Source organism: Bradyrhizobium sp. 27S5 (assembly GCF_037217225.1).
Lineage (GTDB): Bacteria > Pseudomonadota > Alphaproteobacteria > Rhizobiales > Xanthobacteraceae > Bradyrhizobium > Bradyrhizobium septentrionale.
Map to the genome: position 1 here is coordinate 3,782,122 of NZ_CP147714.1, position 24,631 is coordinate 3,806,752.

The window sequence follows — 24,631 nt, forward strand, 5'->3', positions numbered from 1 at the left end:
GGTCGTCATGCGCGCGTCTCAGACAAGGGTTGTCGTGACGTCGATATTGCCGTGGACCGCCTTGGAGTAGGGGCAGATGCCGTGCGCGGCTTCGATCAGCTGCTGCGCAACCTCGCGCTCGACGCCGGGAACGTGGACGTTGAGGCGCGCGCTCAGGAAGAAGGCGCTACCGGCCTAGTTCAGATCGATCTCGGCGTCGACCTCAGGCTCGCTCGCGAGCTTGACCTTGCGTTGTCCCGCGGCGAGCTGGATCGCGCCGATGTAGCAGGCCGACCAGGCGGCCGCGAACAGGTTTTCGGCGGCAGGGTGCGGCTGCGGCAGCTTGACGTCGAGGAAGCCGTCGCGCGAGCGGGCGGCGCCGTTCGCTCCGGCGGTGACGTGGGTCTTTCCGGTGACGAGAACCTTGGCATTGGCGGTCATGGCGAGCTCCTTTTGGATGTATATAGATCGTATCCGATCTAATCGGATACGTGTTGAAATAGACTTGGCGCCTGAGCGTGTCAAGCACTTCCGATTTAATCGGATACGATTTATATTGACCCGGACATCACGAACTCCGGAGACGCCCGTGACCCGCCCCTCCAAGGCCGACACCAAAGCCCGAAAACTCTCGAATTTTCTGTGCTTTGCGGTCTATTCGGCCAATCTGGCCTTCGGCCGCGCCTACAAGCCGCTGCTGGACGCGGTCGGCCTGACCTACACGCAATACATTGCCATGGTGGCGCTGGCGGAGGCCGACGATCTGACCGTCAGCGCGCTCGGCGAGAAGCTGTTTCTGGAATCCAACACGCTGACGCCGATCCTGAAGAAGCTGGAGCAGAGCGGCTATATCAGCCGCGTCCGCGATCCCGCCGATGAGCGGCAGGTGCGGGTCAACCTGACGCCGGCGGGAAGGCGCCTGCTCGACAAGGACATCAACTTCTCGCTGATCGAGGCGACCGGGCTCGGCGACGAATTTCCCGTCGTACAGAAGAGCGTTGTCAGGCTTCGCGACAATCTGCTGCACAACACGCGCGGCGATCCGAAGAAGGGCTGATCCCGCGGCGGCAAATTGTAACGCGCTGTATCCGCACCGGGGCCTTCCGCATTTTCGCCACGGCACGACCGGCAACTCCGGCCCGCGTTGCAATGATGCGGAGGAGGGATCAGTTTGCGCGGAAGATCGTCATCGATCTGCGGGATGATTGCCACGATGAGCCTGCTCTGCGCGGTCATCTCCTTCGCATCGGCTCAACCGGCTCCGTCAGATCAGGAGCATCGTCGCGAGGTGGGCGGAGATCGTTCGCCGGCGAGCGCAGCCGAGATCTGGGACGCCAATCGCGATGGCGTTTATACCTGCGACGAGTGGAAGGCCTATCTCGGACGGCTGTTCGATCGTGCCGACCGCAATCACGACGGCAATCTCACGCCTGCCGAGTTCGAAGGCGTTCGCCGGCCCGGCAGCGCGCTCGCCGACGCCGATTTCGGCTATTTCGACGAGAATCAGGACGGCAAGATCACGCGCAGCGAGTTCGTCGGCAAGCCGAATGAATTCATCCTGCAGAACGACAAGAACGGCGATTGCCGCGTCACCCAGGACGAGCTCAAGAATACCGGAACGGACCAGAAGCGACCTCCGGGCAGAGGCAAGAAATCCTGACGCCCGGCCTATCCAACGGCCTCCTCGTGAAGCGGCCGGCGCGACGAATTCGACCCGCTGCGACCCGGCTCCTGGCGCGGCGTTCCCGGCAGCTCAATGCGGACGAGCAGGCCGTGCGGCGCATTGTTGTGCAGCGAAAGCCCGCCGCCATGCCCGCGGACCACGGCGTCGGCGATCGAAAGGCCAAGTCCGAAGCCGCTTTTCTCATCCATGGTGCGCGCCTCGTCGCCGCGGACGAAGGGTTTCAGCATTTCGGCGCGGCGGTGTTCGGGAATCCCCGGACCGTCGTCCGCGACGTCGATGGTGGCCCGGTCGCTGGACGTGGTCAGCCGGATCTCCACCTCGCTTCCGAAGCGCAGGGCATTTTCGACCAGGTTGGTCACGGCACGGCTAATCTCGCCGGAGCGGATCATCAGCGAAGCTCTGTTCGGGCCCTGGTAGCGCACGACATGGCCGCAATCGGAGAATTGCTCGCAGATCGTCTGCAACAGGGCGGCCATGTTGACGAGGGTCGGCTTCGCCGCGCTGCCGCCGCTCAGGAATGACAGCACGGATTCCAGCATCGCCTGCATCTGGTCGAGGTCGTGAAGGGTTTCCGCGCGGTGGGCGTCGTTCTCGATGTATTCCGATCTGAGCCGCAGCCGGGTGATCGGTGTGCGCAAATCGTGGCTGATCGCGGCGAGCATGCGCGTGCGGTCGTTCATCAGGCTCGTGATGCGTTCGCGCATCTGATTGAGCGCGACCGCCGCCGCGCGGATTTCCTCCGGGCCCGTCTCGGGAAGCGGTGCAGCCGCCTGGCTGATGCTGAAATTCTCGGCGGCGCGGGCGAACGCGGACAATGGAGCGCTGAGCGCGCGCCCGGCCCACACGCCGAGCAGCGTGACGCTGACGAACAGGAACAGGAACGTACTCAGCCAGAATGCGCCGAAGAAGGGCGGCATTTTGGTCGGGCCGATCGTTGCCTCGAACAGGGCGCCGTCCGGCAACCGAACCGCCGCCGGTGCGGTCTTCGCGGAAAACTCATCGACATCGTCGACGGCTGGCGCATTGGCATCGTCAGACAAGCCCGGCCCAGCGTCGCGCAATTGGCCGCAGGGGTCACAGCCAGAAGCTTGGCAATCAACTGGAACTGATGGATCGGCCGGTCCGCAAACGATCGCGGCTTCTGGCTGGTGAAATACAGTCCGATCAGCGCGTGGATCAACACCAGCGAAAGCAGGATCAGCGCGGCGATCTGGCCGCTGATCCGCCGGAAACTGAAAAGCGCGGCAATCCTGCGGGTCCAGTTCATGCGTCTTCCACATGCGGCGTGAAGATGTATCCGCCGGTCCGCACTGTCCGGATCACGGATGATCCTTCGTTCGTATCGAGCTTGCGACGCAGCCGGCTGACCAGCACATCGATGCTGCGCCCGAACGGACTGGCCGGCCGGCTGCGCGTCATGGTCAGCAGGCCATCCCGCGTCAGGATACGGCCGGGCCGCTCGCAAAAGGCCTGGAACTGATGGATCGGCCGGTCCGCAAACGATCGCGGCTCTGGCTGGTGAAATACAGTCCGATCAGCGCGTGGATCAACACCAGCGAAAGCAGGATCAGCGCGGCGATCTGGCCGCTGATCCGCCGGAAACTGAAAAGCGCGGCAATCCTGCGGGTCCAGTTCATGCGTCTTCCACATGCGGCGTGAAGATGTATCCGCCGGTCCGCACTGTCCGGATCACGGATGATCCTTCGTTCGTATCGAGCTTGCGACGCAGCCGGCTGACCAGCACATCGATGCTGCGCCCGAACGGACTGGCCGGCCGGCTGCGCGTCATGGTCAGCAGGCCATCCCGCGTCAGGATACGGCCGGGCCGCTCGCAAAAGGCCTGCAGCAGATCGAATTCCGCGCTCGTCAGCGGCACCTGGGCGCCCTCGGGATCGCGCAGCTCGCGCACACGCAGGTCGATGGTCCAGTCCTGGAAGCGCAGCCGGGTCGAGCTCTGGCCGGAGCGCCCGGCAAGATCGGCCTGGGCCTGACGGCGCAGCACGGCGTTGATCCGCGCGAGCAGCTCGCGCGGATTGAATGGCTTGGCGAGGTAATCGTCCGCTCCCATCTCGAGCCCGAGGATCCGGTCGAGGTCCTCGCCTTTCGCCGTGAGCATGATGATCGGGATCGTCGAATCGCCGCGCAGGCGGCGGCACAGCGTCAGCCCATCCTCTCCCGGTAGCATCAGGTCGAGCACGACGAGATCGAGCGAATGCCCGGCAAGGTAGCGATCCATCTCCCGGCCGTTCGAGGCGGTGGCTACCAGGCAGGATTGGTCGCGCAGGTAGCGGGCAATCAAGTCCCTGGTTTGCTGATCGTCCTCGACGACCAGGATCTTTGGCGTATGTGCAAGCATGGTCCGTGTCTGGGCCCTGGTCATGATGTCATCTGGCGCGCGTTCTGGTGCGCGTTCAGCCACCAATCGACCAGCATACGCGTCGCTTGTGGGCGGCATTGTGCCTTTTCGTCAGTATAGTGTTTCTGGAGTGTAACCGGCGCGCGCCCGCCGGAAACAAACCGGGCAAGGGCTGCGTCGCGTCGCGCTTACAGTCCCAAATCACTGGAAATAAACCCGCAACCTCGCAGCCACACCGCAGCCATCACCGTCCCTTCACAACGGGTGACTTGTTCGCGAGGTGTGGAATGAAGACGTGGCGGAGCCTTGTCGTGGCGGTCGTGCTCTCGGGTTTGTCGATCCCGGGAACGCCGGGGACATGGCTGTTGGTGGCTCCAGCGGCGGCGCAATCGGTCGATGCGATCACCGTCGAAGGCAACCGGAGAATCGAGGCGGAAACCGTCCGCTCCTATTTCAGGCCGGGGCCCGGCGGCCAGCTCGATCAGGCCGCGATCGACGACGGGTTCAAGGAGCTGCTCGCGACCGGGCTGTTCCAGGACGTCAAGATCAATCGCGCCGGCGGCCGGATTGTCGTCTCGGTGATCGAGAATCCGGTGATCGACCGCGTCGCGTTCGAGGGCAACAAGAAGATCAAGGACGAGCAGCTCTCGGCCGAGGTGCAGTCCAAGTCGCGAGGCACGCTGTCGCGACCGATGGTGCAGTCGGATGCGCTGCGGATCGCCGAAATCTACCGGCGCTCCGGCCGCTACGACGTGCACGTCACGCCTGAGATCATCGAACGGCCGAGCAACCGCGTCGATCTCGTCTTCACCGTCGAGGAGGGGCAGAAGACCGGCGTCAAGACCATCGAGTTCATGGGCAACAACAGCTTCTCGGCGGCGCGCCTGAAGGACATCATCAAGACCCATGAGTCGAACCTCCTGAGCTTTCTCGGCAACGGCGACATCTACGACCCCGATCGCGTCGAGGCCGATCGCGACCTGATCCGCCGCTTCTACCTCAAGCATGGCTATGCCGACGTGCAGGTCGTGGCCGCGCTCGCCGAATACGACCCGGGACGCAAGGGCTTTCAGGTCACCTTCAAGATCGACGAAGGGCAGCAGTACCGCGTCGCGACGGTGAGCTTCCGCTCGACCATCGCGGGATTCGATCCAAATACCCTGCGCTCGCTCTCGCGTGTCAGCGAAGGTTCGCTCTACAACGTCGAAGCCATCGAGAAATCGGTCGAGGACATGCAGATCGAAGCCTCGCGCCGCGGCTATGCCTTCGCCGTGGTCCGTCCGGACGGCAGCCGGAATTTCGAGGCCCACACGGTGGGGATCATGTTCCGCGTGGAGGAGGGGCCGCGGACCTATATCGAGCGCATCGACATTCGCGGCAACGGCCGCACGCGCGACTACGTGATCCGGCGCGAGTTCGATCTCTCCGAGGGCGATGCGTATAACCGCGCGCTGGTCGATCGTGCCGAGCGGCGGCTGAAGAATCTGGACTACTTCAAGACGGTCAAGATCACCACAGAGCCCGGCTCATCGAGCGACCGCGTGATTCTGGTCGTCGATCTGGAGGAGAAGTCGACCGGCGACTTCTCCGTCTCGGGTGGCTATTCCACGACCGACGGCGCGCTGGCCGAGGTCAGCATCTCAGAACGCAATCTGCTCGGCCGTGGCCTGTTTGCGAAGGCAACGGTCAGCTACGGCCAGTACTCGCGCGGCCTGTCGCTGTCCTTTGTCGAGCCGTATCTGCTCGACTATCGCGTCGCGCTCGGGCTCGATGCCTATTACAAGGAGCAGTTGCCGACAGATTACACGACCTATGGCGTGAAGACGATCGGGTTCTCACCGCGGTTGGGTCTGGCACTGCGCGAGGACCTGACGCTCCAGCTTCGGTATTCGCTCTACCAGCAGGAAATCTCGCTCGATAGCGCCTACGCGAACTGCAACAACAACGCGTCCAACCCGTCGCTCGCGTTCAATCCCACGCCCGCCTACATCCAGAGTGTGCTCGGCGGCGTCGATCCGACCAACTCGGTCTCGTCAGGGCTCTATGGATATGGTTGCTACGGCGACGGCGAATCCACCTTGCCCGTGCGCAAGGAACTGGCTGCCGGTGCGACCTGGACCTCGCAGCTAGGCTACACGCTCAGCTACAACACCCTCGACAACAACAAGAACCCGACCGACGGCCTGCTGATCGACTTCAAGCAGGATTTTGCCGGCGTTGGCGGCGACGTGACGTATCTAAAGAGCGCGGTCGACGCCAAATACTATACGCCGCTGGTGTCCGACCTGATCGGGCTGATCCACCTGCAGGGCGGCCTGCTCACCAAGATCGGAGACAACGATCTGCGCATGCTGGATCATTTCCAGATGGGGCCGAATCTCGTGCGCGGCTTCGCCACCAACGGCATCGGTCCGCGTGACATCACCTATGCGAGTCTCGGGGGGGTCGGGGATGCGCTCGGCGGAACCAAATATTGGGGTGCTTCGATGGAGCTGCAGATGCCATTCTGGTTCCTGCCCTCGGAGGTCGGGCTCAAGGGCGCGGTCTATGCGGATGCCGGCTCGCTCTGGGGTTACCAAGGACCGACGTCGTGGGCCGCGACCGGCGAGATTAATACGGCTGCTTGCAAATGCGGCCTCCAATACGACGACGAGAATGTCGTGAGAACCTCGGTGGGCGTCGGCCTAATCTGGGCGTCGCCGTTTGGGCCGCTGCGTTTCGACTACGCGGTGCCGATCACCAAGGGCAAGTACGACATCGTGCAGGAGTTCAGGTTCGGCGGCGGGACGTCGTTCTGAGCTAGTTGCGCCGACCTGACGCGACGCCTGCCATGCGGCGCTGCGGCTTGCGGCGCCTGCCGAAGCGGGGCAGGCTGCGTCGATTCAGTTCCGATCCGAGGCAAGATCCATGTCACGCGTGTCCATCAAGACCAAGAACGACCTGCCGGCCGAGCTCAAGCCGCTGTGGGACAAGATGACGACCTATGGTGCGTTCGAGAACCAGGCCGGCGTCATGGCGCAGCGCCCGGCGATCTTCAAGCACACGTGGTCGCTGCTGGTCGATCTTGCCGACGAGGCGGTACTGTCGAAACGGCATCTCGAACTGGCGCTGGTGACGGTGTCGCTCTTGAATAAGTGGCGATTATTGCGTGTCGCATCATGCGCCGAAGCTTGCGATCCAGGGCGTCTCGGAGGCGGGCGCCGAACGGCTGCTCGACTATCAGGATCATCCCGAGCTCGACGCGCTCGACAAGCTCGTGGTCGAATATGCGATCGCCGTCACCAACAACTGGAACAAGACCCGCGACGAGATCTTCGCGCGGCTGCGCGCGCATTTCTCGGAAGCCCAGATCGTCGAGTTGACCTGGCGGATCGCGCTGTGCGGGGCCTTCAACCGCTTCAACGATATTTTGCAGCTCGATGTCGAGCAGGGCGTTCCGCAGCGCGAGGCAGCGGAGTGACGGCCTGATCAGGCAACACGGCTGGAGGTGCGGGCCGCACTCGAACCGGCTCGTGGCGGTTTTGCAGACCGCAGCGTTCCCATTTCGCTGCCGCACCCGGGGCATCCTGCGGGGGTTGACCGCGAACCTCCCGGCGCAGAACCGGCTGTTCCGGCAACCGAGCCGAGAGGCATTTGGCAGCGAGGCGCGTACGCCTCGCTTTGGAGCGTTTTCGAGCGAAGTGGACACCGGTTCGCGTGAAGAAAACGCGTCAAACAAGAATCTAGAGCTTCGGTTCTGGTTCAATCAGAACCGAAGCCTTAGTCCTTCCACGGATCGAACTCGCCTTCGCCCGCCATCGCCACGGCAAACGGCCGCAGCGTGTGCAGCACCTTCACCGTTCCGGCGTGCCGGGCGAGCACCTCGGGCAGGCGGCGATAGGCCATCGGGCTCTCATCGAGATCGGCGCCAACCAGCGTGACGCCGCGCGCGTTGAGCCAGCGGTCCATCTCCTCGCGCGTGAAGCGGCGCTTGGCTTCGTTGCGGCCGAACAGCCGCCCGGCGCCGTGCACCGTCGAGTACAGCGAGGCCTTGGCCTCCGGACTATCGACACCCTCGAGAATGACGGCATCATCGCCCATCGACCCGCCGACAAATCCCCGCTGTCCGGGGAAAGCCGGCGTCGCGCCCTTGCGCACCACCCAAAGGTCCTTGCCGTCATGCGTCTCGCGCCAGGCGTAGTTGTGGTGGGTGTGCACGCAATCGGTGACCTTGCCGCCGATGATCCGGCGGACACGGTCCACGACCCACTCGCGGCCCGCATAGGCATAGCGCCCGGCGAGCTGCATCGCTGCGATGTAGCGGCGCCCGAGCTCGGAGTCCTCGTCGACGATGGCAGGCGGGACGTTCATCCCATCCTTGCCGCCGGCGGCCTTGAGGTAGCGGGTCGCGCTGGTGTGCCCGAGCCCGCGGCTGCCGAAGTGAACGCCGATCCAGACGAAGCCGGCCTCGTCGCGCATCAGGTCGACATAGTGGTTGCCGGAGCCGACCGTGCCGAGCTGGCCTGCCGCCTTCTGCCGGTACGCCTCCATGTCGCTTTCGCGCCAGGCGTCGCCGTCATCGAACAGCGCGTGCTCGACCTGCTCGATGTTCTTCCGGCCGATGCCGAACGAGATCACCTTGGCGACGTCGCGAATGATTGTCGGAACGGTTTCGCGAATGTCGTCGAAGCGCACATCGAGCCGCGCGGCCATGTTGCCGCAGCCGATGTCGAAGCCGACGCCGGAGATGCTGATCTGCTTCTCGTAGGCGATCACGCCGCCGACCGGCTGCGCGTAGCCGAGATGGCCGTCCGCGCAGATCACGCCGGACACGACATTGCCGACCGCCATGCAGTTGCGCATCTGCGCGATGGTCGCAGCGTCGTGCTCGCCGAACACCTTCAGCGGCGCGTTCTTGAAGCGCGCTTCCTGTGGGCGCAGCATCGCGATCTCGGCCGAGGCTGCCTCGGCCTCGCGCGCAAGCTTCTCCTTGCGGGCGGCATCGCGATACAGGCACCAGGCCGGCTGGCCGCGGCCTTCGCCGACACGGGAATCCGGATCGATGCCTGCGGCGCGGCAGAGTTCGCTGGCGCGCTCCTGATAGGGATCAGCTCGTCGCATTGTCTTGGTTCCTGCTGAAGCTGCATGAGCCGCGAGCGGTCCACGTAGTCTGATTGAAATTGTCTTCGCCGGAAACTGACCAGACCGCGTATGGGCAACAAAAAACCCTCCGAAGCGGCTAGCTCGGGAGGGTCCGTGACGACGGATTGTCGATCGCGCCTAAGCGAGATCGCTCCCATGAACCGGGCATGCATAGACGCTCAGCCGTAGACAGGCCGATGGTCGGCGGATCCGTTCGTATCCTTGCTGCGGTTTCGGTTGCATCGGTTCGCTCGCATTGTTCGCGAACATGGCATTCGCGGGATCGCGAAAATACGCCTGCAACCTCTGAATGTCAAGCGACGGCGATCGTCGGCAACTGTGCGGATGTGACGCAACTGGGTGTGTGCTTGACGAATTCTTCAATGCCGCGCCGATAATATCGATCAAGCTGGTTGCATCCTGCTCGAGGGGAAGACGCACATGACATCACGCTCGATCACCTGCATGACGCTCGCGCTGTTGCTCTGTGGCGCCGGTCTTCAGCCTTCGCGCGCAGCGGACGCCGGCGGACCGATCCGCGTCGGCGCGGTGCTGCCGTTTTCCGGTGGCGTCGAGCTTTATGGCCAGCAGGCGAAGCTCGGGCTCGATCTCGCGGCGCGCGACATCAGCGCGGCGGGCGGGATTCTCGGCCGGCCGGTCGAGATCATCTATGCCGACGACAAGACGCGGCCGGAGGCCGCCGCTGACGCGATGCGCTCGCTGGTCGAGAAGGACGGCGCGCTGGCCGTGGTCGGTCCGATCACCTCGCGCAATTTGAATGCGCTGGTGCCGCTGGCCGAGAGTTCGAAGACGCCGCTGCTCTACGCCACCAATTACGAGGGCGGCAAATGCAGCCGGTATCTGTTCTCGTTCGGCGCGGTGCCGAACCAGGAGCTCGGCCAGCTGCTGCCCTACATGACCCAGACCTTCGGCAACACATACTTCCTGCTCGGCGCCGACCGGGTCTGGCCGCACCAGATGTTCGACATCGCGCAGCCCTTGATCGAGAAGCTCGGCGGCAAGGTGGTCGGGACCAAATACACGCTGGGGACCGAGACCGACTTTTCGCCGTTGATCAAGGAGGTCGCGGCGAGCAGGGCCAAGGTGCTGCTGTTCGCGCTGAAGGGCGACGGCATGGATTTCATCCGGCAGGCCGACGAGGCCGGGTTGCTGAAGGAGATCACGGTCGCTTTCCTTGGATTGTCGGAGGTCGATCTCGGCATCTTCCGCGGCAAGAGACAGAACATGGTGACCGTGGTGCCGGCGGTTGCGGCGAGCGACGACCCCTCGGTCAAGGCTTTCGTCGCCAAGGCGCGCGCTGCGGCCAGTGCCGGTGTCGCAGTGTCGAATTACGTGATGACGCACTACAACACCCTGATCGCGCTCAAGGTGGCGGCCGAGAAGGCCGGCAAGCTCGACAAGGAGGCCATCATCGACGCGATGGCGGGCCTCACCATTGCGTCGCCGACCGGCCCGGTGACGCTCGGTCCGGATCACCACGCGGCGATGAACATGTTCATCGCCAGGACGCAAGGGAGCGAGCTGGTGCAGGTCCGCGCGCTCGGCGAGATCGCGCCGCAGCCCGGATGCAGTTTGGCTGGTCGCTAGGCGCCGAGGGGGAAGGGGCGCGGTTGCGGCCATTGGAGGCTGCCTCGCTCGCAAAAAAGTGAGCCGGAGCGGATCGCCGGCTCGGTTCCTCGCCGTCCCGCTCGTCTTCCATCCAGAACGAGCTGAATGGGAGTTCCGGAATGAGCAATTCGACCTATCGCTGGGTGATCGTCGCGGCCGGCGGCCTGCTCGGCTGCGTCGCGATCGGCGGCATGTTTTCGCTGCCGGTGTTCCTCCAGCCCATGGCGCGGGAGACCGGCTGGTCGGTGACCGGCATCTCCAGCGCGATGACGATCGGCTTCCTCGCGATGGCCTTCACCAGCATGATCTGGGGCACGCTGTCCGACCGGTTCGGGCCGCTCCCGGTGGTGCTGACCGGATCGGTCGTGCTGGCGTCGAGCCTTGCGCTGGCAAGCCAGGCCACGTCGTTGCTGGCGTTTCAGTTCGTGTTCGGCGTGCTGGTCGGCGGGGCCACCGCCGCGATCTTCGCCCCGATGATGGCCTGCGTCACCGGCTGGTTCGACACCCATCGCAGTCTCGCCGTCTCGCTGGTGTCGGCGGGCATGGGCATGGCGCCGATGACGATGTCGCCGCTTGCGGCCTGGCTGATCTCCCACCACGACTGGCGATCCGCGATGCTGATCGTAGCAGGCGTGGTCGGCGCGATCATGATCCCGGTCGCGTTCCTGGTGCGTCGTCCGCCGGCGTTGCAAGGCGACCACGCTGAGGCGGTCACCGAGAACGGCGAGCCGCCGATGTCGCTGGCTCAGGCGCTGCGCTCGCCGCAATTCATCATCCTGACCGCGACCAGTTTCTTCTGCTGCGCCACCCATTCGGGCCCGATCATCCACACCGTCAGCTACGCAATCACCTGCGGCGTCCCGATGATCGCAGCGGTGACGATCTACAGTGTCGAAGGACTGGCCGGCATGGGCGGCCGTATCGCCTTCGGCCTGCTCGGCGATCGCTTCGGCGCCAAGCGCTTGCTGGTGTTCGGCCTGCTCGCCCAGGCGTTCGGCGCGCTCGGTTACGCTTTCGTCCGCGAGCTTGCCGCATTCTATGCAGTGGCGGCGGTGTTCGGATTCATCTATGCCGGCACCATGCCGCTTTATGCCGTGCTGGTCCGCGAGAATTTTCCGCTGCGGATGATGGGCACGGTGATTGGCGGCACGTCGATGGCCGGTAGCCTCGGCATGGCAACCGGTCCCTTGCTCGGCGGCCTGATCTACGATGCCTTTGCGAGCTACACGTGGCTCTATGTCGGTTCCTGGGCCATGGGCATCGGCGCGTTCCTGATCATGATGACGTTCCGGCCGATGCCGGCGGCGCGGCCCAATGCGGTGCCGGCGCCGGCGTGAAGTTTGCCATGCGTCATGCAGCGCGCCGCCCGGACCGACGTATTGTTCTTGCCGAGCGGCAGGCGAAACGGCAACGTTGTGGCATCATTGGATCGGTCGGGCGCTCACCCGCCCGAACGCCATTGCAGTGACCGTCATCACTGCGCCAACGAAGTCCCGAGAGCCCACCATGTACCATGATCTCGAATGGTCCCCGGCCGAGAAGAAGATCGCGCGCAAGGCCTACGATTCAGCGCTAGAGTGCGCACTCGCCAAGGTGATGGCCGAATTCAAGAGCAGGGCCGGCGCAGCAGCGACGCCGTCGGAGATGTGGGAAGTTGGCGACTATCTGCACCGGCAAAGGAGGGAGATCGACGAGATGTTCGATTACCGGTACTCGCAGCTGCCACTTGTCTTCGCGCGGCTCATTCGAGAAGAGCATCTCGACGAGGCGCTGCTCGCGGGTTTGTCGGACGAAAAGCGTCGGATCATCCGCTCTATTCTTTCCCTGGCCGCGAAGTGATCACGGATATCCCTGAATAGGCCATCGTCATCCGGCGCGCGCTCCTCGCTTCGGCCGCCGGATGGCGCGCACCTTGTTGTTGGTGGAGCCGCTGCCGCAGAAGAACCGGTCTTGCCCGTCGGATTCGAGCCCGGAGACGAACACGCCCTGCGGCATCTCCAGCCGTTCGATCACTTCGCCGGTCTGCGGATCGATCCGCCGCACGTCGCTCTGGTCCTCCTCCCATGTGCCGTGCCAGAGCTCGCCGTCGACCCAGGAGACACCGGTGACGAACCGGTTGCTTTCGATGGTGCGGAGAATCTTGCCGGTCTCCGGATCGATCTGGTGGATGGTGCGGTCGCGATACTGGCCGACCCACAACGAGCCTTCCGCCCAGGCCATGCCGGAGTCGCGGCCGCCGCCGGGCGCGGGGATGGTGGACACCACGCGTCCGCTGTCCGGCTCGATCTTCAGAATGCGGTCCTCGGCGATCTGATAGAGGTGCTTGCCGTCGAAGGCGGTGCCGGCATGGGCCGCGATGTCGAGGATGCGGGTGGTCTTGCCGCTGTCGGGATCGAACGCGATCAGCCGGCCGCCGGCGGCGAACCAGACCTGCTCGCCGTCGAAGCTGACGCCGCCCACGCTCTCGACGCCTTCGAAGGCATATTCCCGGATGATCTCGGCTTCGAACTTCTTCATGCGGCGCTCCTGGTTCTTGTTTTGACGCGTTTTCTTGACGCGAACCGGTACCCACTTCGCTCGAAAACGCTCTAATTGCGCCCTGATGCTAGCCGTTCGGCAGCGGGGCAGGGAGTAACAACGTCGTCGTGAATCCCGGCACCGGCGGCGTCATCCAGCGCCGGGCGCGGGCGCGGCCAACCGACTGCACCTTGCCTGTGGCGGCCAGCGCGTCGAGCGCGCGCTGCACGGTGCGCTGGCTCGCCCCCAGCGCCACCGACAGCGCCGAGCTCGACCAGGCCTCGCCGTCGGCGAGGAAGGCGAGCACTTCCGCATGCTCCTCCTCGACCGGCAGCGCCAGCACGGCGACGTCGCGCCGGTTGTGCGGCTCCAGCACGAAGCCGTCGGGCGTCGCGCTGAGATCGGCGAGCGGCTGCAATGCCCGGCGCAGACGTCCGATCTCGACCCGCAGCCGCGCGCGGTGCGATTCATCGGCGTGCTTGCCGCGAAATGCGCGCGCGATCAGCGTGCCGCGCGACACGTCCTGCGGCCAGGCTTCGCCAAGTGCACGGGCGAGCGCGAACAGCACTGGCCGCCGCGTCAGCGACACCGTGGTGCTGATATCGCGCACGACATAGCGGCAGGCATCGACGACAAGCGCCTTCGACGCCAGCAGGGCCTCGACCTCCGCGAGCAGCAGCGGCCGCTCGCTGCCGCGTGCGATCAGACGCGCCGCCGGCGTCGCGAGCAGCTGCGCGGTGCCTTCGACCTCCGCGGCGAGTTCGGCGATGCCGGCGCGGCGCGCGGCATCCCGTGCCCGTGCCAGCGCTTCGCGCGCCGGCTTGGTCCGCAGCCGCCGCATCGCGATCCCGGCCACGACCAGTTCATGGCCGACCCGCAGCGCCGGCGGGAAGGGCGCTGGGTCGAGGTCGTCGAGCATGCGCTCGGCTGCATCGAGGCTTCCGATCAGCAGCAGGCGGCGGATTTCGAGATAGCCGGCATGCGCGGCGTTGAGCGCGTCGCCATGCGCCGCCAGCGTCGCGCGCGCCGCGGCGAGCGCCTTCTTGGGAAAGGAGAGATCGCGCGACACCAGCGCGATCTCGGCCTCGGCCACCACGCAGCGCGCCCGTGCGATGGCTTCCCGCGGACCGAACGTCCGGCCCGCGCGCCGCAGCAGCTCCTTGGCGCGGGCGAAATCGCCGAGCCGGGCCATCGCAATGCCGCGCAACGCCAGCGCCGGCGCATCGTCGCGCAGGGCCACCCGTTTCAGTGCGCCGAGGGGATCACCCGCCGCGAGCGCGCGCGCCGCAGCTGTAATCAGCGAGTCCATTCGAATCCCGACACACTTGTCACTCTCGCCCTCCGAGGCCCGGTCCTAACCTAGCACATGACGACATGGATCAGCTCCAGAGAGATCGAATGATGACCGGGATCGAAACACGTGACGATTGGTCGAGGGGCCGGCTTGGCGGGCGCGGTCCGATGGTGGCGCGCTGGCTCTCGCTGGCGGCGGCGCCGACCTTCGCGCTGATGGCGCTGGTTGCGGCGATGGCGCCGGCCGACATGATCTGCGGCGGCATGCAGGGGCCGCTTTCACTGCAGGGGATGGTGCCGATGTATGCGCTGATGAGCGCCTTCCATCTGGCGCCGTGGCTGCGGCTGTTCCGATGACCGACTCATCCCTCGGGCACGGTGAAGACCGCACATGGCCGTGCGATGCCGCGCAGCTCGTGGGTGCCGAGTGCGATCAGCGGCATCTCGGTCTCGGCGGCGAGTGCGCCCGAGACCAGCACGGTCTGCTCGAGCGGCTTGCACAGTCCTTCCAGCCTGCTGACCAGATTGACCGCGGCGCCGATCGCCGTGAAGTCGAGGCGGTCGGCCGCGCCGATATTGCCCCAGTGCACCTCGCCGAGATGCAGCGCCGCGCCGAATGGCAGCGGCGGCAGGCCGCGGCCGCGCCGCTCGGCATCGAGATGCGCCATGCCGACGCGCGCCGCCGATACCGCGCGCAGCGCCGCCTCGCATGCGCCGCGCGCGCTGGTCGTGACCGGAAAGATCGCGAGCAGGCCATCGCCAATGAATTTCAGCACCTCGCCGCCGAAGGCATGGATCGCGCCGGCGATGCGGTCGAACCAGGCGTCGAGCGCCGCGATCACCTCGGCAGGCGGATGGCTTTCGGAGAGCGCGGTGAAGCCCCGCAGATCGGCAAACAGCAGGGCTGCACGGATGGTCTCGCCGGTGTTGCGCCGCAAGGGAGACGCCAGCACGCGCGCCGCGCTGCGCCGGCCGAGATAGGCTTCCAGCGCCGCGGTGAGTGTCGCGCGCGCCGCGAGCGCGGCAAGCGGTGCGGCCGTGAAGCGCGCCGCCTCGCGCAATTGGTCCGCCTCGGCGGGCGTGAAGGGGCGTGTTCCGATCCAGCCGAGGGTCGGGCCATCCGGTCGCGTTCCGATCGTGTTCTCGTGGATGGGGCCGGGCGCAAGGCTGCCGAGCCAGCGCCGGCCGGCATCGCCGGATCCCACCAACTCGGGCATCGCAAAGGGTTGTTCCGGCGCGAACCCGAGCGCCTCGATGACCTCGCCATTGCCCGAGCGCCACAGCCAGGTGCGCCGTTCGATCAGGGGATGCGGAACTTCGAGTGTCAGCGCGCCGCCGGCAAGCGGCAGGCCATCCGTGATAAGGTGGCTCCCGAGGTCCGCCAGCAACCGGTTGGCGCCCGCGGTCTCGGCGGCGGCGTCGACCAGCCAGCTCAGTGTCGAGGACAATCGCATCACCCATCATGGAGTTGATGCGCCGCCCTTGTCACGAATTATCCCGAAACCTGACCGCCCATGGAGGATCAACCGATGACCGAAGCCTTCATCGTTCAACGCGAGATGCAGATCGCAGCTCCGCCCGCAACCGTGTTCGCCTTCCTGACCGATCCGCAGAAGATCGTCAGCTGGATGGGGCTCGAGGCCGAAACCGAGCTGCATCCCGGCGGGCTCTATCTGCTCAAGGGCGTCGCCGGCGATCGTGCACGGGCGGCGCGCGGCGCGTTTCGCGAGGTCGTGCCGGTGCATCGTCTGGCCTACAGTTTCGGCTGGGAGGGCGGCGCCGAAGTGCCGCCGGGATCGAGCCTGATCGAGATCGACCTGATGGAACAGGACAACGGCACGCTGTTGCGGATGACCCATAGCGGCCTGCCCAACGCGGCGCAGTGCGCGAGCCATGAAAAGGGTTGGACGCACTACCTTGCCAGGCTCGCGCTCGCGGCCGCCGGCCGAGCTCCAGGCCCTGACCGCGGTCCGGCGCGAGGCAGTTAGGCCTTCTGCGGAGTCCGTCGACCACTATCTGTCGGGGCCGACAGCAAAGGAAGGTGTGGAAGCACGGCAGGCGATGTTCGATGCCGTTTGGCCGACATATTGCGTCTGCTAATAGTGGATTGGTCCAGGGCCGCCGCTCTCGCGGAAACCGCAATCCTTGATGCCTGACGTTATGCCTGACGTTCCGAATCTTTCCGAGCGACTGAGACAAAAGGACTTGCTCGGCTTCTTCAGCCGGTCGGCCGTCGACAAGGCCATTGTTTACCGTGCCCAGGGCCGCGTCTCGGGGGTGAAGATCAGTGAGGATCTCACTCGCGTGCAAGCGCAGGTGAGGGGAACCGAACGCACGCCTTACCGGGTCGATATCGTGTTGGAGTTTGACGGCGATCGGCTGGTCGACGTCGACGGCGATTGCAGCTGTCCAATGGCTCTGAACTGCAAGCATGTTGCCGCGACGCTCTTTGAAGCCTTGCAGCGGCCGGCGCGTTCGGCCGGTACGGCAATGCTGGCGTCGCGAGGCGCCCCGGGGAATGGGCAGCTGCGGCCTGACGCGGTGCTGCCCTACCAAATCACCGAATGGATCGAGACGGTCGGCCGGTCGGTGCGGGATACGAACTATCCGGCCGATGTCACGCAACGATTGCTCTACTACATGCAGCCCGCGTTGTTGGGGGGCGGCGGCGTACCCTGCCTGGATGTGTCGCTGGTATCCGTGAAAATCCTGAAGACCGGCGAGTTCGGCAGCAAGGTGTCGCAGCCATCTTTGGGCGAGTTTTCGGTCGATCGTGCTCCGAAATATTATCTCGGCTCTGACATTGACGTCCTCGTCAGGCTGTCCAGCGAGTTTCGGTCCGGCTACACGCTGGGCCGACGCGCGTATTCGGCTGATGTCCTGAAACGGATCGTCGCGACGGGGCGGGCGTTCTGGCACGATCACAGCGGTGCGCCGCTGCAATGGGGCGAGGCGCGCGATGGTCGCATCGCGTGGCGTCAGGTCAGCAGGGACGGGATCGGTCCGCTGCTGACCGTCGAGAGCGCAACGGCACTGAACGCAGAGCCGCCGGTCTATGTCGACGATGCCGCCGGATTGATCGGGCCGATCAGGTTGAATCTTCCAGAACGGCTGAGCAGCCGGCTTCTGCTCGCTCCTGCCATCCCGCATGCCCATGTCGCGCAAGTCGCGCAACGCCTTGGCCAGAAGTTGCCGAACCTGGATCCCGGCTGGTTGCCCGCGCCTCCGGCCGCCGCCACCAAGATCAATATGGATCCAATGCCGGTGCTTCGTCTGATGTCGGGGCGCAAGGCGGCGCACGCCTATTATTATGGCGATCGGACGCCCGACCGCATACCGGTGGCCCGCCTCAGCTTCCGCTACGGCCCGGTCGAAATCGAACGGTCGGAAAGCGCCCATCGGGTGGAGCTGTTCCAGGACGGAACGCTCTACGTCGTCACGCGACGCAAGGCCAAAGAGAAGGAAATGACCGCACGGCTGGCCAGTCTCGGCCTGGTCGAAGCGAGATCGGCCTTCCCGATGCTCGATGCCGTGCATGCGTATGATCTGACCTTCGCGCAGTCGACGACGGACTGGCTCGACTTCCTCAATGCTGATGCGGCCGGTCTGCAGACGGCCGGTTTCGAAATTCGTATCGACGACGATTTCCCGTACCGGCTCGCGACGTCATCCGGGATGTTCGATGCCGACTTCGAAAGCAGCGGCATCGACTGGTTCGAGCTCGCGCTCGGAATCGAGATCGACGGGGAACGCCGCGATCTTGCCACGCTGCTGGCCGCGCTGATATCGCAACCCGGATTTGCGCCTGAGACGGTCAAGCAGATTGCGGACGATGGCGGTAGCATCTACCTGCCGCTGGCGATCGGCCGCTATCTGGCGATGGCGGCCGATCGCTTCCTTCCGCTCGTACTGGCGCTCCATAGCCTGGCGTTGCGCGAAGCCTTCGTTGATGCGTCAGGGAAGATCCGGCTCTCGCGCGCCCAGATCGTGCCACTGCTCGGTCTCGAAGCCGATCATTTCGTCTTCAGGGGAGCGGAGAATCTTCGTCGTATGGCGGGATTGCTCGGTGCCCACGGATTGCCGGCTCCCGTCCTGCCACCCGATTTCAACGCGGTTTTGAGACCTTACCAGACGCAGGGGCTTGCCTGGCTCGAACTGCTCATGGAGAGCGGTCTGGGCGGCGTACTGGCCGATGACATGGGATTGGGCAAGACCGTTCAGATCCTGGCGTTGCTTGCGCTGGAGAAGGCGCGCGGTCACTTGACCGATCCTGCGATCGTCGTCGCTCCCACGAGTCTGATGACCAACTGGTTCAACGAGGCGCGCAAGTTCACGCCCGGCTTGAGAATTCTCGTCCTGCATGGTCCAGCCCGCAGGCAAAATTTCGAGGCGATCGCCGATCACGACCTCATCCTCACCACCTATCCGCTGATCGCGCGCGACCACGAGGTACTGCTTGCGCGCGAGTGGCACGTCGCAGTGCTGGACGAGGCCCAGACCATCAAGAACTCCAACGCGACGATAACGCGGCGGCTGCAGGGCATCCGCGCGCGGCATCGCTTCTGCCTGACCGGCACGCCGATGGAAAATCATCTCGGCGAACTCTGGTCGATCATGAGCTTTGCCAATCCAGGATATCTCGACGATCGGGCGACGTTCGTGCGCGACTGGCGGACGCCGATCGAGAAGCGCGCCGACCTCGGACGCGCCCGGGTGCTGACGCACCGCATCAAGCCATTCTTGCTGCGGCGGACCAAGCAGGAGGTGGCCGCCGAGTTGCCGCCGAAAAGCGAGTTCACAGAGAGTGTCGTCCTCGAAGGCAGCCAGCGGGAGCTCTACGACGCCATCCGTTTGTCGATGTCGGAGAAGGTCCGCAAGGCGATCCGGGAACGTGGCCTGGGCAAGAGCCATATCGTCGTGCTCGAAGCCCTACTCAGGATGCGACAGGCCTGCTGCGATCCCGCACTGTTGAATCTCGACGACGGCGTCAAGCGCCCGTCTGCAAAACTCGATCGGCTGATGGAGATGGTCGAGGAACTCCTAAGCGAGAAGCGCAAGATCATCGTGTTCTCGCAGTTTACCTCCATGCTGGCACTGATCCGCAAGCGCTGCGACGCGCTCGCGATCCGGTACGGCGTGCTGACCGGTGAAACAAAGGACCGCAGGAGCGCGATCGAGGGGTTTCAGAACGGTGCGAGCGACCTCTTCCTGATCAGCTTAAAGGCCGGTGGTGTCGGGCTCAACCTGACGGCCGCAGACACCGTGATCATCTTCGATCCCTGGTGGAATCCCGCGGTCGAGGAGCAAGCCATCGATCGCGCCCATCGCATCGGGCAGGACAAGGCTGTTTTTGTCTATCGGCTGGTGGCCGCCGGTACGATCGAGGAGAAAATGGACGAACTCAAGGCCCGCAAGCGCGCGCTGGCCGACAGCATTTTCGATTCCGAAGGACGCATTGGCTCCGCACTCACGGAAGAGGACGTGCAGGCGCTTTTCTCCGATTGAACACATTTCCTCTGGCCCGGGTAAAGGAAGCCGAACGAGCCTTGCCTCATGTCGGCCATTTCGAGCCGAGGATGATCGAGCAGAAATTCATCCTTGTGTAATTCATGTCCTTCAGCGCCAGCACGTCGGCCTTGACGTTGCCGAAGGTGGTGAGCGGCTTCTTGATCGTGCCGGCAGCGAAATGGTCGATGATGTTTTCCTTGAAATTGGCCTCGCGGGGATGGTGCGCGCAGACATGGTCGCGATGCTCGTGCGCGAAATCGTCATAGGCGATGCCGAGCACGTCCATCTCGACGCCGGCGGTGACCAGTGCAATGGTCGGGCGCATGTGCTCGGGAACGCCAGGCGTGGTGTGCAGCGCGATCGACGTCCAGACGTCCTCGATGTCGCGTTCCGGCACGCCGTAACTCTTGAGGAAGTCGCGCGCGGCGTTGGCGCCGTCGACCTCGAAGCGCAGATCCGGGCTTGCGTGCGCCGCGGTCAGGCCCATGTCGTGGAACATGGCGCCGATATAGAGCAGCTCGGAATCGAATTTCAGCTTGCGGCGGTTGCCGGTCAGCGCGCCCCAGAAGAACACCCGGCGGCTGTGATTGTAGAGCAGGTCGTCCTCGGTATCGCGCACGAGCTGGGTGGCGGCGCGGGCCATGGCACTGTCGGGTATACGGATGCCGGCGATGATCTCGGTCATTTCAAGACGCTCCTCGATGTGGCAAGACGATGCCGTGGCGTGCGAACACGCGCGATTTGCGCTCGTCTCTGCGGTGGGTTGGGATCACCTGGTGCCGTGATCCGTGCTGTCCTTGTCGCCGGTTTTGGCCTGGTCTCGCAACGATCGCGCGCCGCCGGATCGGGCCAACGAGACGTCGTTTCGCGCCAGCTGAGCAGGGAGAAGGTATGGCGGTTCAGAAGGTCGCGATCGCGATTCACGAAGGGGTTCAGGCGCTCGATGTCGCCGGTCCCGTCGATGTGTTCGCGGAAACCAATGGCTTCGTGCCATCAGACGATGGCTACGAGACCGTGCTGGTCGGCGCCAGCCGCGAACCGCTGCGCGCATCGAACGGCATGAAGATATCGGCCGACCTCAGCTTCGACGAGGCAAAGGAGAAGTTCGACATCCTGCTCGTCGCGGGCGGGCCGGCATTGCCCGACGCCGAGCCTGATCCCGGACTGACGCAGTGGCTGCGCGGGGCGCCCGAGCGCGCCGAATTGTACGGTTCGATCTGCACCGGCGCCTTCGCGCTCGGCCATGCCGGGCTGCTCGACGGCCACAAGGTGACGACGCATTGGCAGAACGCGCAGCGGCTGGCGGCGCGCTTTCCCGCCGCCGAGGTGTTCTTCGACCGGATCTACATCCGCGACGGCAAGCTGATGACCTCGGCCGGCGTGACGGCGGGGATCGATCTTGGATTGGCGCTGGTCGCCGAACGTCATGGGCCGCAGGTTGCGGTCGCGGTGGCAAAGCGGCTGGTCGTGGTGGCGCAGCGCCAGGGCGGGCAGTCGCAGTTCAGTCCCTATCTCACCGCGCCGGTCGACGAGGATTCGCCGATCGCGCGGGCGCATGCGCATGTCATGCAGCGCGTCGGCGAGCGCCACACGCTGCAGTCACTGGCCGAGGCCGTCGGCATGAGCGTGCGCAATTTCGGCCGCAGCTTCGCGCAGGAGACCGGCATCACGCCGCACGAATTCGTCGAGCGGGCGCGGGTCGACGCCGCGCGCCGGTTGCTCGAGGGCTCGGACCGGCCGCTGAAGGCGGTTGCGTTCGACTGCGGCTTCGGCTCGGCCGATCGGATGCGGGTCGTGTTCTCCGAGCGGCTCGGCGTGTCCCCCGCGCAGTACCGCGCGAGTTTTCGCAAATTGTGACGCCGTTCATGAAGCGGACGTCTGATCGGGGGTAGGATCGACGTCGTCGACGCCGTTTCCCGCCGCATATCCTTCCCCACGAGGCCGCCATGGATGCGCTCACGCTCTTCATCATCCGTCATGCCGAAAAGCCTGATGATGGCTTTCCGGGGCCCGGCTTCACCGTGGACGGCGTGTCCGATACCGAGTCACTTGTGCTCCGCGGCTGGCAGCGCGCGGGTGCCTGGACCGCGTTGTTCGGCACCGATCTCACCGGCGGTGACTATGCCAAGCCTGACGCGATCTACGCCGCGACGCCCGGCACCACGCCCAACCAGCCGCCAAGCAGCCGTCCGGCCGAGACGATCTCGGCACTCGCCGCGCGCCGCTCGCTGGCGCCGAACGAAGGCTTTGGCAAGGGTGATGAGCCGGCGCTGATGCAGGCCGTCCTGGCGCTGAAGGGCGTCGTGCTGCTGTGCTGGGAGCACAAGGCGATCATCTCGGACATCCTTCCGCTGATCCCGGTCAGCAAGGGCACGCCGCCGACCAAATGGGAGGGTAGCCGCTTCGACGTCGTGCTGCGCTTCGACCGCGCAAAGGGCGACGACAAGTTCGCCTTCAAGGAGCTGTTTCCGAAATTGCTGTCGGGCGATTCCGACAAGCCGTTGGGTGGTTGAGCGGCGCTGCGGCCGGAGCCTTTGCCGTTCCGATTGAATCGGAACGGGGCTCTAGATTCTTGTTTTGACGCGTATTCTTCACGCGAACCGGTATCCACTTCGCTCGAAAACGCTTTTGCCGGTCACTCGAGCCCGAGCGCCTTGCGCGATTTCCGCGTCAGCTTCGCGGCGATCAGGGCATGCGCCTGCGCGAGATAGGCCTTGAACTCGGCGTCGGGCAGGGCGTCGTTGGCCGCCAGCTGCACCCATGTGGCACGCGCCAGATACGGCGCCGGCCGCGCCAGGCCCTGCTCGATCAGCAGCTGATAGGCCATGTTCGAGGTCTTGAACATGAAGCCGCCGGTGCTCTCGATGTAGCCGCCGGCCAGCGCGAACATCTTGCCGCCGACCTTGAACACCGACGTGCCCTCCCATTGCACCACCTTGGTGGCGGCGGGCAGGCGCAGGCAATGGGTTTCGAAGGTTTTGGGGCGCATGAGTCGCAGAAGTTGGGAAACCTTCCGAAGCCATAGGCCAGCTGCGCGAACGTCGACAAGCCCAGTCGTTCCCAGCGAGCGTGGCCGCCGCGGCGTCGGGCCGCCGGGCTCCTCACGAAAACGTGGGTTGTCGTTTTTTCATCTGAAGATATATCGTAAGATACGTTTTCAGTAAGGAACAAGCGATGATAAAACAGATGTTTCGTGACCGGGACGATGATGGATTCCGGTTTGGGTTCTTCGCCATGGGCCGGCACGGCCGAGGTGGCCACCGCTTTGGCCGCGGCGGTCCTGGCTTCTTCGGACGAGGCGGAGGCGGCGACTTTCCGGGATCGCGGCGGCTCTCGTCGCAGGATCTGCAGCTCGTCGTCCTGGCGCTGCTCGGCGAGCAGCCCGCGCACGGCTATGAGCTGATCAAGACCATCGAGGAGAAGTCGGACGGTTTCTACAGCCCGAGCCCGGGCGTGATCTATCCGGCGCTGACATTCCTCGAAGAGATCGGCCATACCAGCGTCACCCAGGATGCAGCGCGCAAGCTCTACAGCATCACCGAGCAGGGCAAGGCGCATCTCGCCGACAACCGCGCCACCGCGGACACCATTCTCGAAGCGCTGTCGCGGATCGGCCGCCGCATGGAGGAGGTGCGCGAAGCCTTCGCCGGCGTCAGCGATCTCGATGGCGAAGCGTCCGACGAAATGCACCGCGCTCGTCACGCGCTGAAAAGCGCGCTGCGCCAGAAGCGCGGCAGCGATGCGGCCGAGGCGCGGCGCATCGCGAAAATCCTGGAGCGCGCTGCGGCCGAAATCCTGCAGCAATGACACAGTCGCAGCGAAGGAGACCTTTCATGTACAACGCTGAACCGCACAGCGCGATGACTGACGCCCGCGTTGCTGCCGTCATCGAACGCCTGCAGGCCACGCGCCGGGCGCCGGTGCGGGGCAATCCGATGCAGAGCGGCAGCCGCGATCCGCACGACTATGCCGAGCAGGGATTCTCGATTCACCCGGAGCAGGGCGAACTGATCTATCTCTTGTGCCGCGGCCTGCGCGCCAAACGCGTTGCCGAGTTCGCGACCTCGGTCGGAATGTCGACGCTGTATTTTGCGGCTGCGATGCGTGACAATGGCGGCGGCACGGTGATCGGTTCGGAGATCGTGCCGGCCAAGGTCGCAACCGCGAAGCGCAATCTCGCCGACGCCGGCCTTGCCGACTACGCCGAGATCCGCGAGGGCGATGCGCGCCAGACGCTGCGCGATCTCGGCGGTCCCGTCGACTTCATCCTGATCGATGGCTGGCCGGGTGACAAGGGACCGACGCTGGCGCGCCAGGTGATCGAGATCGTCGCCCCGCAGCTTCGGGTCGGCGGTTATGTCATGAACGACAATGCCGAGGCGGATTTTCTGGAGTTCGTGCGCGATCCCAACAATGGCTTCGTGTCGATCACGCTGCCGCTCAAGGGCGGCACCGAGCTTTGCCTCAAGGTGGCATAGCCCGGCCGAGGGCACCACTTGATCGACGGCTGGCGTGATTGTGAGCCGCAACCACATCACGCATGC

The 24,631-nt window shown here is 65.0% G+C and carries 24 protein-coding genes, 1 tRNA gene and 1 pseudogene; 14 read left to right on the forward strand and 12 right to left on the reverse strand.

What is annotated here, in order from left to right:
- Positions 1 to 18: 18 nt before the first annotated feature.
- Positions 19 to 420: pseudogene (locus WDM24_RS17360) on the reverse strand (Ohr family peroxiredoxin).
- Positions 421 to 568: 148 nt separating this feature from the next.
- Here WDM24_RS17360 and WDM24_RS17365 point away from each other — a divergent pair.
- Together WDM24_RS17365 and WDM24_RS17370 are read left to right on the forward strand one after the other, a co-directional pair.
- Positions 569 to 1,036 carry a MarR family winged helix-turn-helix transcriptional regulator gene (locus WDM24_RS17365; protein ID WP_224741582.1) on the forward strand — a complete coding sequence of 156 codons (468 nt, stop codon included), beginning with the start codon at positions 569 to 571 and terminating at the stop codon, positions 1,034 to 1,036.
- A gap of 144 nt (positions 1,037 to 1,180) precedes the next feature.
- Entirely contained in the window at positions 1,181 to 1,639 is a 459-nt protein-coding gene (locus WDM24_RS17370; RefSeq protein ID WP_338700051.1) for an EF-hand domain-containing protein, read from the forward strand.
- A gap of 8 nt (positions 1,640 to 1,647) precedes the next feature.
- Here WDM24_RS17370 and WDM24_RS17375 read toward each other — a convergent pair whose 3' ends face one another.
- From WDM24_RS17375 to WDM24_RS17390, 4 genes are read right to left on the reverse strand one after another with little or no spacing between them, the layout of a single operon-like run.
- Entirely contained in the window at positions 1,648 to 2,943 is a 1,296-nt protein-coding gene (locus WDM24_RS17375; RefSeq protein ID WP_338831882.1) for an ATP-binding protein, read from the reverse strand.
- Positions 2,927 to 3,082, reverse strand: coding sequence for a winged helix-turn-helix domain-containing protein (locus tag WDM24_RS17380; protein WP_338831883.1), 156 nt, complete (start codon positions 3,080 to 3,082; stop codon positions 2,927 to 2,929). Before WDM24_RS17380 ends, WDM24_RS17375 begins: the two co-directional genes overlap by 17 nt.
- A 20-nt stretch (positions 3,083 to 3,102) precedes the next feature.
- Positions 3,103 to 3,300, reverse strand: coding sequence for a hypothetical protein (locus WDM24_RS17385; RefSeq protein WP_338831884.1), 198 nt, complete (start codon positions 3,298 to 3,300; stop codon positions 3,103 to 3,105).
- The gene (locus WDM24_RS17390; RefSeq protein WP_338700056.1) at positions 3,297 to 4,043 is read right to left on the reverse strand and encodes a response regulator; all 747 of its coding nucleotides are present in this window, start codon (positions 4,041 to 4,043) and stop codon (positions 3,297 to 3,299) included. The genes WDM24_RS17385 and WDM24_RS17390 overlap by 4 nt, the downstream gene beginning before the upstream one ends.
- A 263-nt stretch (positions 4,044 to 4,306) precedes the next feature.
- On the opposite strand from WDM24_RS17390, the gene bamA reads away from it, so the two are divergent.
- Both bamA and WDM24_RS17400 read left to right on the forward strand, forming a co-directional pair.
- A complete protein-coding gene (gene bamA / locus WDM24_RS17395) occupies positions 4,307 to 6,817 on the forward strand; it encodes an outer membrane protein assembly factor BamA (protein WP_338831885.1) in 2,511 nt (836 codons plus the stop codon).
- Positions 6,818 to 7,167: 350 nt separating this feature from the next.
- Positions 7,168 to 7,479, forward strand: a complete 312-nt coding sequence (locus tag WDM24_RS17400; protein ID WP_338831886.1) for a hypothetical protein — start codon at positions 7,168 to 7,170, stop codon at positions 7,477 to 7,479.
- A gap of 22 nt (positions 7,480 to 7,501) precedes the next feature.
- Here WDM24_RS17400 and WDM24_RS17405 read toward each other — a convergent pair.
- Positions 7,502 to 7,576, reverse strand: a tRNA-Cys gene (locus WDM24_RS17405).
- A 202-nt stretch (positions 7,577 to 7,778) separates the two neighbouring features.
- Positions 7,779 to 9,119, reverse strand: a complete 1,341-nt coding sequence (locus tag WDM24_RS17410; protein ID WP_338831887.1) for an RtcB family protein — start codon at positions 9,117 to 9,119, stop codon at positions 7,779 to 7,781.
- 462 nt (positions 9,120 to 9,581) lie between these two features.
- Here WDM24_RS17410 and WDM24_RS17415 point away from each other — a divergent pair, with 462 nt between their 5' ends.
- The 3 genes from WDM24_RS17415 (at position 9,582) to WDM24_RS17425 (ending at position 12,608) form a co-directional block, all read left to right on the forward strand.
- Entirely contained in the window at positions 9,582 to 10,748 is a 1,167-nt protein-coding gene (locus WDM24_RS17415) for an ABC transporter substrate-binding protein (protein ID WP_338831888.1), read from the forward strand.
- 140 nt (positions 10,749 to 10,888) lie between these two features.
- Positions 10,889 to 12,106 (forward strand): MFS transporter, encoded by a 1,218-nt coding sequence (locus WDM24_RS17420; protein ID WP_166296419.1) that lies wholly within the window; start codon positions 10,889 to 10,891, stop codon positions 12,104 to 12,106.
- A 169-nt stretch (positions 12,107 to 12,275) separates the two neighbouring features.
- Positions 12,276 to 12,608, forward strand: coding sequence for a hypothetical protein (locus tag WDM24_RS17425; protein ID WP_338700065.1), 333 nt, complete (start codon positions 12,276 to 12,278; stop codon positions 12,606 to 12,608).
- Positions 12,609 to 12,635: 27 nt separating this feature from the next.
- Here the strand turns inward: WDM24_RS17425 and WDM24_RS17430 are convergent, their stop codons facing one another.
- Together WDM24_RS17430 and WDM24_RS17435 are read right to left on the reverse strand one after the other, a co-directional pair.
- The gene (locus WDM24_RS17430) at positions 12,636 to 13,286 is read right to left on the reverse strand and encodes a glutaminyl-peptide cyclotransferase (protein WP_338831890.1); all 651 of its coding nucleotides are present in this window, start codon (positions 13,284 to 13,286) and stop codon (positions 12,636 to 12,638) included.
- Positions 13,287 to 13,374: 88 nt separating this feature from the next.
- Positions 13,375 to 14,595, reverse strand: coding sequence for a helix-turn-helix domain-containing protein (locus tag WDM24_RS17435; protein ID WP_338831891.1), 1,221 nt, complete (start codon positions 14,593 to 14,595; stop codon positions 13,375 to 13,377).
- Between the two features lie 92 nt (positions 14,596 to 14,687).
- Here WDM24_RS17435 and WDM24_RS17440 point away from each other — a divergent pair, with 92 nt between their 5' ends.
- Positions 14,688 to 14,936: a hypothetical protein gene (locus tag WDM24_RS17440; RefSeq protein WP_414645732.1), complete on the forward strand. Its 249-nt coding sequence runs from the start codon at positions 14,688 to 14,690 to the stop codon at positions 14,934 to 14,936.
- Positions 14,937 to 14,941: 5 nt separating this feature from the next.
- Here WDM24_RS17440 and WDM24_RS17445 read toward each other — a convergent pair whose 3' ends face one another.
- Entirely contained in the window at positions 14,942 to 16,033 is a 1,092-nt protein-coding gene (locus WDM24_RS17445) for an adenylate/guanylate cyclase domain-containing protein (protein ID WP_338831892.1), read from the reverse strand.
- A 75-nt stretch (positions 16,034 to 16,108) separates the two neighbouring features.
- On the opposite strand from WDM24_RS17445, the gene WDM24_RS17450 reads away from it, so the two are divergent.
- Both WDM24_RS17450 and WDM24_RS17455 read left to right on the forward strand, forming a co-directional pair.
- Entirely contained in the window at positions 16,109 to 16,567 is a 459-nt protein-coding gene (locus tag WDM24_RS17450; protein WP_338831894.1) for an SRPBCC family protein, read from the forward strand.
- Positions 16,568 to 16,784: 217 nt separating this feature from the next.
- On the forward strand, positions 16,785 to 20,084 hold the full coding sequence (locus WDM24_RS17455) for a DEAD/DEAH box helicase (protein ID WP_338831895.1): 3,300 nt from the start codon (positions 16,785 to 16,787) through the stop codon (positions 20,082 to 20,084).
- A 46-nt stretch (positions 20,085 to 20,130) separates the two neighbouring features.
- Here WDM24_RS17455 and WDM24_RS17460 read toward each other — a convergent pair whose 3' ends face one another.
- Entirely contained in the window at positions 20,131 to 20,772 is a 642-nt protein-coding gene (locus WDM24_RS17460; protein ID WP_338831896.1) for an HD domain-containing protein, read from the reverse strand.
- 206 nt (positions 20,773 to 20,978) lie between these two features.
- Between WDM24_RS17460 and WDM24_RS17465 the strand changes: the two genes are divergently transcribed.
- Together WDM24_RS17465 and WDM24_RS17470 are read left to right on the forward strand one after the other, a co-directional pair.
- Positions 20,979 to 21,944 (forward strand): GlxA family transcriptional regulator, encoded by a 966-nt coding sequence (locus WDM24_RS17465; protein ID WP_338831897.1) that lies wholly within the window; start codon positions 20,979 to 20,981, stop codon positions 21,942 to 21,944.
- 89 nt (positions 21,945 to 22,033) lie between these two features.
- Entirely contained in the window at positions 22,034 to 22,600 is a 567-nt protein-coding gene (locus tag WDM24_RS17470; protein ID WP_338831898.1) for a histidine phosphatase family protein, read from the forward strand.
- A gap of 122 nt (positions 22,601 to 22,722) precedes the next feature.
- Here the strand turns inward: WDM24_RS17470 and WDM24_RS17475 are convergent, their stop codons facing one another.
- Positions 22,723 to 23,076 (reverse strand): MmcQ/YjbR family DNA-binding protein, encoded by a 354-nt coding sequence (locus WDM24_RS17475; RefSeq protein ID WP_338831899.1) that lies wholly within the window; start codon positions 23,074 to 23,076, stop codon positions 22,723 to 22,725.
- Positions 23,077 to 23,261: 185 nt separating this feature from the next.
- Here WDM24_RS17475 and WDM24_RS17480 point away from each other — a divergent pair, with 185 nt between their 5' ends.
- Entirely contained in the window at positions 23,262 to 23,894 is a 633-nt protein-coding gene (locus WDM24_RS17480; RefSeq protein WP_245284533.1) for a PadR family transcriptional regulator, read from the forward strand.
- A gap of 26 nt (positions 23,895 to 23,920) precedes the next feature.
- The gene (locus WDM24_RS17485) at positions 23,921 to 24,565 is read left to right on the forward strand and encodes an O-methyltransferase (RefSeq protein ID WP_338831900.1); all 645 of its coding nucleotides are present in this window, start codon (positions 23,921 to 23,923) and stop codon (positions 24,563 to 24,565) included.
- The last annotated feature ends 66 nt before the right edge of the window (positions 24,566 to 24,631 follow it).